This window comes from Mesorhizobium sp. M2C.T.Ca.TU.002.02.1.1, assembly GCF_003997225.1.
The window spans coordinates 1-8,272 of record NZ_RZTO01000210.1; the positions used below are offsets into that span (position 1 = coordinate 1).

Annotated in this window: 7 protein-coding genes; 2 read left to right on the forward strand and 5 right to left on the reverse strand. The window is 64.9% G+C overall.

From position 1 onward, the window contains the following. Positions 1–241 precede the first annotated feature (241 nt). Positions 242–2,038 (reverse strand): aspartate--tRNA ligase, encoded by a 1,797-nt coding sequence (aspS, locus tag EOD07_RS13700; protein WP_127235839.1) that lies wholly within the window; start codon positions 2,036–2,038, stop codon positions 242–244. Between the two features lie 111 nt (positions 2,039–2,149). Next, a complete protein-coding gene (locus tag EOD07_RS13705; protein WP_127235840.1) occupies positions 2,150–2,908 on the reverse strand; it encodes a DeoR/GlpR family DNA-binding transcription regulator in 759 nt (252 codons plus the stop codon). A gap of 116 nt (positions 2,909–3,024) precedes the next feature. On the opposite strand from EOD07_RS13705, the gene EOD07_RS13710 reads away from it, so the two are divergent. Together EOD07_RS13710 and rnd are read left to right on the forward strand one after the other, a co-directional pair. Beyond that, complete coding sequence (locus EOD07_RS13710) at positions 3,025–4,251, forward strand: MFS transporter (RefSeq protein ID WP_127235841.1); 1,227 nt, start codon at positions 3,025–3,027, stop codon at positions 4,249–4,251. Between the two features lie 186 nt (positions 4,252–4,437). Beyond that, complete coding sequence (gene rnd, locus EOD07_RS13715; RefSeq protein WP_127235842.1) at positions 4,438–5,589, forward strand: ribonuclease D; 1,152 nt, start codon at positions 4,438–4,440, stop codon at positions 5,587–5,589. 44 nt (positions 5,590–5,633) lie between these two features. Here the strand turns inward: rnd and EOD07_RS13720 are convergent, their stop codons facing one another. From EOD07_RS13720 to guaB, 3 genes are read right to left on the reverse strand one after another with little or no spacing between them, the layout of a single operon-like run. Continuing rightward, entirely contained in the window at positions 5,634–6,053 is a 420-nt protein-coding gene (locus EOD07_RS13720; protein WP_073989162.1) for an MAPEG family protein, read from the reverse strand. Between the two features lie 7 nt (positions 6,054–6,060). Continuing rightward, complete coding sequence (locus tag EOD07_RS13725; protein ID WP_245470125.1) at positions 6,061–6,609, reverse strand: hypothetical protein; 549 nt, start codon at positions 6,607–6,609, stop codon at positions 6,061–6,063. 46 nt (positions 6,610–6,655) lie between these two features. Beyond that, complete coding sequence (gene guaB / locus EOD07_RS13730) at positions 6,656–8,158, reverse strand: IMP dehydrogenase (protein WP_127235843.1); 1,503 nt, start codon at positions 8,156–8,158, stop codon at positions 6,656–6,658. Positions 8,159–8,272 lie beyond the last annotated feature (114 nt).

The window sequence follows — 8,272 nt, forward strand, 5'->3', positions numbered from 1 at the left end:
TTCCTCGACGATCCGAAGAGCCTGGAAATCTCGGCCGAGCCGCCGTCGTCGGTGCCGTTCGCGCTGATCATGGCCGGCGCCATGTCCAACCCGCTGGACCTGCCGAAGACGCTGGGCGTCAAGGTCAAGGCGAACCAGGACTAACCGAATACGTCAGCTCCAAACGAAAAGCCCGGCAGCGATGCCGGGCTTTTTTGTCGGGTCGATTCGTCGAGAAGAAAGAAAGGCTTGGCTCTGATTCCTACCCTTCCTTCTTCGTCACCGCGACGCGCAGCGACAGCTCGCGCAGCTGCTGCGGGGTCGCTTCGGACGGCGCGTTCATCAAGAGGTCGTAGGCCTGCTGGTTCATCGGGAACATGGTGATCTCGCGCAGGTTCTTGGCTCCGACGAGCAGCATGACGATACGGTCGACGCCGGCCGCCATGCCGCCATGCGGCGGCGCGCCATACTGGAAGGCGCGATAGAGGCCGCCGAAGCGCTCTTCCACCGTCGCGCGGTCCAGGCCGACCATCTCGAAAGCCTTGACCATGGTTTCCGGCAGATGGTTGCGGATGCCGCCTGACGCGATCTCGAAGCCGTTGCAGACCATGTCGTACTGGAACGCCTTGATGCCGAGCGGCTCCTGGCCGTTCAGCGCGTCGATGCCGCCCTGGGGCATGGAGAACGGGTTGTGGGCGAAGTCGATCTTCTTCTCGTCCTCGTTCCATTCGAAGAACGGGAAGTCGACGATCCAGCAAAGCTCGAACCGCTCGCGGTCGACGAGGTTCAGCTCCTCGCCGGCGCGGGTGCGCGCGGCGCCCGCGAAGCTGACGAACTTCTTCGGGTCGCCGGCGACGAAGAAAGCGGCATCACCATCGGCAAGGCCGAGCTGCTGGCGGATCGCCTCGGTGCGCTCCTCGCCGATGTTCTTGGCGATCGGACCGGCGCCTTCGAGTTTTTCACCTTCCTTGCGCCAGAAGATGTAGCCCAGCCCAGGCTGGCCCTCGCCTTGCGCCCAGGAGTTCATGCGGTCACAGAAGGCGCGACTGCCGCCGGTCTTGGCGGGGATCGCCCACACCTCGGCCTTCGCGTCGTTGGCCAGGATGTTGGCGAACACCTTGAAGCCGGAATCGCGGAAATGATCCGAGACCGCCTGCATCTCGATCGGATTGCGCAGGTCGGGCTTGTCGGTGCCGTAGGTGCGCATCGCCTCGTCATAGGGAATGCGACGGAATTCCTGGGTCACCGGCTTGCCGGCGGCAAAGGTTTCGAAGACCCCGCGCAGCACCGGCTCCATGGTGGAAAGCACATCGTCCTGCTCGACGAAGCTCATCTCGAGGTCGAGCTGGTAGAACTCGCCCGGCAGGCGGTCGGCGCGCGGGTCCTCGTCGCGGAAGCAGGGCGCGATCTGGAAATAGCGGTCGAAGCCGGACACCATGATCAGCTGCTTGTACTGCTGGGGGGCCTGCGGCAACGCGTAGAAGGTGCCAGGATGGATACGCGACGGCACCAGGAAGTCGCGCGCGCCTTCCGGCGACGAAGCGGTCAGGATCGGCGTCGAGAACTCGGTGAAGCCGACCTCCCCCATGCGCTTGCGCATCTCGGCGATGATCTTGGTGCGCGCGACGATGTTCTTGTGCAGCGTCTCGCGGCGCAGGTCGAGGAAGCGGTATTTCAGGCGGATGTCTTCCGGGTAATCCGGCTCGCCGAACACCGGCAGCGGCAACTCCTTGGCGGCCGACAGCACTTCGATCTCGCGCGCGAAAATCTCGATCTCGCCGGTCGGCAAGTTGGTGTTGACGGTCTCGGGCAGGCGCGCCTTGACCTCGCCGTCGACGCGGATCACCCATTCGCCGCGCACGGTCTCGGCGACCTTGAAGGCCGGCGAATCCGGATCGGCGACGATCTGGGTCAGGCCGTAATGGTCGCGCAGGTCGATGAAAAGCAGCCCGCCATGGTCGCGCACGCGATGCACCCAGCCCGACAGGCGGACGGAATTGCCGACGTCGCTCTTTCTCAACTGGGCACAGGTGTGGCTGCGGTAACGATGCGTGGTCATGGGTAAAGTCCGGAAAATTGCGGGCATCTGCCCGGCTCGAAAATTGGCGCGAAAAGCGCATGAGAGGCCGGCTTTGTCAAGGCAAGCGGTCACACAGGCGCGCTTCGGTCGTCAGGCAAAGTGGATTTGCGCGCCCCGGCTTTGGAAATCGGCGAGCGTGGCGGCAGGCGCGGTCTTCTCCACCACGAGATGGCGGATCGCATCCGTCCCCGCCACGCGATAGGGCGCCGCTGTCGCGAGCTTGTCGTTGGTGACGGCAATGACTATGCCGGCGCTATTTTTGACCATGGCGCGCTTGACCTCGGCTTCGGCCGAATCGAAGGCGGTGACGCCGCGCGCGACATCCAGCCCGCAGGAGCCCAGAAAGAACAGATCCGCGTCGAGCTGCGCCACGGCGGCAAGCGTGTCGGCGCCCACGCAGGTGCCGAGATCGGGCACATAGCGCCCCCCGAGCACGATCAGTTCGACCAAACGACGATCGGCCAGCGCCGAGGCGACGCCCAGCGAATTGGTGGCAATGGTCAATTCCATGTCGCGCGGGATCGCCCTGGCGATCGCCTCGTTGGTCGTGCCGCCGTCGATGAACAGCGAATGCCCCGCCACAAGAAGCCCAACCGCCGCCCTCGCAAGGCGTGCCTTCTCCTCGACCGCATGACCGCTGCGCTGGCCGACGCTCGCCGCGGCAAAGGGCGCCGAAGCGATCGCGCCGCCATAGACGCGGCGCAATTGCCCGGCTTTCGCCAGCTCGCGCAAATCGCGGCGCACCGTGTCTTCCGACACGCCGAAACGGCTGGCCAGCTCACCAGCCAGCACCTTTCCATCCGCCGCCAACTGGTCCCGAATGAGTTGATGCCGTTCTTCGGTGAGCATGCATGATCCTATTTATTTGTGCATATTCTTGCATGTTTTGCCTGTTCATGCAAGAAACGGAGTCGTGAGCGAGCCTAAGCGTTCGCCCGCCATATCCCCTTGTTGGATTGTCCGTGATGACCCTTGGCCTGAAACTCGCCCCTCAGCATCGCGTCTATGCCGGCTTTGCGATCTATTCCTTTGCCATGGGCAACATCTTCCCGCGCCTGCCCGACATCAAGCGAGCCATGGGGATCGAGGACGGCACGCTCGGGCTCGCCCTGATCGGCACGCCGATCGGCACACTGGTCGCGCTGACGCTGGCGACGCCGATCCTGGAGCGCGTCGGCTTTCGCCGCGCGCTGCTTTGGCTGGTGCCGCTGCTTGCGCTTGCCTATTCCATTGCGGTGCATGCACCGGGCCCGGCGTCTCTGTTCCTGATGCTGCTTCCGGTCGGACTGATGATCGGCAGCATCGAGATCATCTTGAATGTCGAGGCCGACAGGACCGAGTTCCTGCTGAAGCGCCGCATCATGAACCGGGCGCATTCGTTCTGGAGCATCGGCTTTTTCGGCGCCGGGCTGTTCGGCGGCGCGCTGGCGCATCCCGGGCTGTCGCCGCAACTGCATCTGGCGCTGGTGGCGCCGATGGTAGCCGTTGCCATGGCGCTGTTCCTCGGCGGCTTCCAACCGGCGCCTGCGCGTTTCGCCGCGACCGGCGACAAGGCGCCGGTGTTCGCCCGGCCGACGCTGCCGATCCTCATCCTCGTCGCGGTGACGCTGTCGGCCATGCTGATGGAAGGCGCAAGCATGGACTGGTCGGCGATCTATATGCGCACCGTATTCGACTCCGGTCCGTTCGTTGCCGGCATCACCGTGGCGCTGTTCGCCTTCTCTCAAGCCGCGACGCGCTTCTTCGCCGACAGCTTCGTCGACCGCCACTCGCCGAGCGGCGTGGCGCGCGTGCTGTTGGCGACGATGATGGTCGGCGTCTTCATCGTCTTCTTCTCGCCCCTGCCCTTCGTCTCGATGCTGGGCTTCGCGCTTCTGGGCATCGGCAGCAGCGCCATCTTCCCGCTGGCGATCTCGGCGGCGGCTCAGCGCACCGACCGTCCCGCGGCGATCAATGTGGCGGCGCTGTCGCAGATCTCCTTCGTCGCCTTCCTGCTTGGGCCGCCGCTGCTCGGCTTCGTGTCGGACCATTGGGGCATACGCTCGGCCTATGGCATCGGCATACCGTTCATCATGCTCAGCCTGGCGGCCGCGGGCGCGCTTGGCCGTCGGCCATCGTCGAACGCTGTAACGGACGGAATAGGATCCGGCGCGACAGGAGAGCGAGCACCGGCGCGCGCCTACGAGGCATGAGCGGCTCGCCCGGCAACGCGCCGCCTAGCGGAGCGGGCCGCGACATCGCAGCTTGGCGCACAGGCACGCGACGCGATTTCGCATGGGAGAACCCGGCGATCGGGCCACGCTTACGTTGCGGCGGCTTGACGAAAGCGCGCGCGGCTGAAATTGAAAGAGGCCTAATACTGTGCCAAAAGCGATTTGATGCGCGTCATCACCACACAAGAAGAACTCGAGAGCGTTGTCGCGGCGTTCGAAAAGTCGGAATTCGTTACCGTCGATACCGAATTCATCCGCGAGACGACCTTCTGGCCGATCCTCTGCCTGATCCAGATCGCCGCGCCTGGGATCGAGGCGCTTATCGATCCGTTGGCGCCCGGCATCGACCTGAAGCCGTTTTTCCGGCTCATGGCCAATGAAGCGGTGCTGAAGGTCTTCCACGCGGCGCGCCAGGACATCGAAATCATCGTCCATCTCGGCGATCTGGTGCCGCATCCGGTGTTCGACACGCAGGTGGCGGCCATGGTCTGCGGCTTCGGCGACAGCGTTTCTTACGACCAGCTCGTGCAGAAGGTCACGGGAGCCCGGCTGGACAAGTCCTCGCGTTTCACCGACTGGCGGCACCGGCCGCTCTCCGACAAGCAGCTCGAATACGCGCTTGCCGACGTCACCCATCTGATCAAGGTCTACCAGCATCTCAGCGCCGAGCTGAAACGCGAGGATCGCGCGCACTGGCTGAAGGAGGAGATGGATATCCTCACCTCGCGCGAGACCTACGATCCGCACCCCGAGGACGCCTGGAAGCGGCTGAAGATGCGGCTGCGCAAGCCGCAGGAGCTGGCGATCGTGCAGGCGGTGGCCGCTTGGCGCGAGCGTGAGGCGCGCGAGCGCGACGTGCCGCGCGGCCGCGTGCTCAAGGACGATGCCATCTACGAGATCGCGCAGCAGGCGCCGCGCGACGCGGCGGCGCTCGGCAAGCTGCGCACGACGCCGAAAGGCTGGGAACGCTCCGCTACGGCAACCGCCCTGCTCGGCGCGGTCAACGCCGCCCTTGCCTTGCCCAAGGACGCGATGCCTAAACTGCCGAAAAGCGTGCAGCCGCCGGAGGGATCGAGCGCGGCGGCGGAACTGCTCAAAGTGCTGCTCAGGATTGTCGCCGAGAAGGAAGGCGTCGCCGCCAAGGTGCTGGCCTCCAGCGACGATATCGACCGCATAGCAGCCGAAGGCGACGAAGCCGACGTGGCGGCGCTGCAGGGCTGGCGGCGCGCCGTTTTCGGCGAGCAGGCACTGAGGCTGGTGCGCGGCGAGATCGGCATCAAGTTCGACAAGCGCAGGATCGCGGTGTTCGACCTGTAGCCTCTGCCTTCTCCCCTTGCTTGCGGGAGAAGGCAGAGCCTCCCTCACACCGCCCCCAGCAAGTGCAGCGCGAACCAGATCCAGGCGACGAAAAGTATGCCGGCGCCGAGGAAAAAGGCGCGGCTGCGGTGCAGCACATAGTTTCTGTCGAGATGCACCCAGGCGTGAACATAGCGTGAGACTATGAAGAGCCACATCAGCGCCAGCGTCAGATAGTTCACGCCGTTGGTGACGAACAGCGCCAGGCATAGAACGTGGAACAGAACCGGCAGCTCGAACTGGTTGATCAGGTTGTTGGCGACAGTGACGCTCGATGCCGGCTCGGTCGAGCGAACCTTGTACTGGCTAACCCTGGCCTCGCCCGACTTCACCGCGAGATAGCGCCGCTTCAGCATCACCAGATAGACGATATAGACCAGGAGCACATGCGCCAGCATCGGCCAGAAGATGGCGGTCTGGCGCATTTCTCCCTCAGCGCCGCCGCTGCCCGGCCAGCGCGAAGACCGCGATGACGAAGACCGGGATCGCCAGCAGCGCGAATTTGGTGACGGTCAGCGAAGAGGCGAAGGCCAGCGAATCGGGATTGGCCAGTTGGAAATCGGAGAGCAGCCGGGCCAAGGCAAGATTCTGGGCATAGTCGGCGGCCGTATAGGGCAGCACCAGCACGAGCGCGAACAGGGCCTGCACCTGCGCCGGCATGGCGCGGAACGTGCTGAGCCGCCGCCCGAAGGCAAGGATGAGGCTGACCAGCGTCAGCGACAGCAGCGCCGGGAACAAGAGATCGAAGGTCAGATAATGCCAGACGATGATGATCTCGCCGCCGCGCCGGCCGAGCGCGGTGAGCCAGGCCATGCCTTCGTCAGGCGTGAAGCCGGCGACGCGCATGTCGAGCGAGAACAGGCCGCCGCTCAAGCGCTGGAAATAGAGAAACTCCAGCGCCGTCATGGCGAGGAAAAGCGCAACCGAGGCGATGGAAAGTGCTGCCGCGTGCCGCGACAGCCGCAACACCGCCACACTCAAATCACGCGACAGTCCCCCCTGACGGTGAGACTGATCGGTCTCTCGATCAAAGTCCGCCCGGGTAATTTGGGCTTTCGCGGGTGATCGTGACGTCATGGGCGTGGCTTTCACGAAGTCCGGCGTTGGATATGCGCACAAAGGTGGCGCGCTCGCGGAAATCCGCAAGGTCACGTCCACCCACATAACCCATAGCGGCTTTCAGGCCGCCTGCAAGCTGGTGCAGCACGCCAGCCACAGGTCCTTTGTAGGGAACCTGTCCTTCAATGCCTTCCGGAACCAGTTTCAGGGTATCGCGAACCTCGGCCTGGAAGTAGCGATCGGCCGAGCCGCGCGCCATGGCGCCGACCGAGCCCATGCCGCGGTAAGCCTTGAAGGAGCGCCCCTGATGCAGATAGACCTCGCCCGGGCTCTCGTCGGTGCCGGCCAGCAGCGAGCCGATCATGGCCGCGCTTGCGCCCGCGGCGAGCGCCTTGGCAAGATCGCCTGAATATTTGATGCCGCCATCGGCAATGACGCTGACGCCGGCCTTGCTGGCCGTCTCGACCGCCGACATGATCGCCGAAAGCTGCGGCACGCCGACGCCGGCGACGATTCGGGTGGTGCAGATCGAACCCGGGCCGATGCCGACCTTGACGGCGTCGGCGCCGGCATCGATCAGCGCCCGCGTGCCATCGGCCGTGGCGACATTGCCGGCCAGGATGCGCACCGAATTGGAGAGCTTCTTCGCTCGCGCCACGGCCTCCAGCACGCGCTGCGAGTGGCCATGCGCCGTGTCGATGACCAGCAAGTCCACGCCGGCGTCGATCAGGCGCTCGGCGCGCTCGAAGCCGTCATCGCCGACGCTGGTGGCGGCGGCTGCACGCAGGCGGCCCTGCGCGTCCTTGGTGGCATGCGGGTTGAGCTGCGACTTCTCGATGTCCTTGACGGTGATCAGGCCGACGCAATTGCCCTTCCTGTCGACCACCACCAGCTTCTCGATGCGGTGCTTGTGGAGCAGGCGCTTGGCCTCGTCCTGGTCGACATTCTCCTTGACCGTGATGAGGTTCTCACGGGTCATCAGCTCGTAGACCTTCTGCGACGGATCGGAGGCGAAACGCACGTCGCGGTTGGTGAGGATGCCGACGAGGCGGCCGACCGTGTGGCCGCCGGTGCCGCCATTCTCGACCACCGGAATGCCGGAAATGCCGTTTGTGCGCATCAGCGCCAGCGCGTCGGCGAGCGTGGCGTCCGGACCGATGGTGACCGGGTTCACCACCATGCCGGATTCGAATTTCTTCACCTGCCGGACCTGCTCGGCCTGCTCGGCTGGCGTCAGGTTGCGGTGGATGACGCCGATGCCGCCGGCCTGCGCCATGGCGATCGCCAGCCGCGCCTCGGTGACGGTGTCCATGGCCGCCGAAAGGATCGGCACATTGAGATCGATATCGCCGGCAATGCGGGTGCGGATGTCGGTTTCGCCCGGCATGACTTCGGAATGGCCGGGCTGCAGGAGCACGTCGTCGAAGGTCAGCGCCAGCGCGCCGGTGGACGTTTCGATGATTCTTGCCATGGCCAGTCCTTTTGAATGCGGAAAAGGCGCTGGGCCGATTGGCCAGCGCCGACTCTCATCTTCCCTTTCAGGATTGGCGCTGGCTGGTAACACGTCCCGGGACGGAAGGAAAGC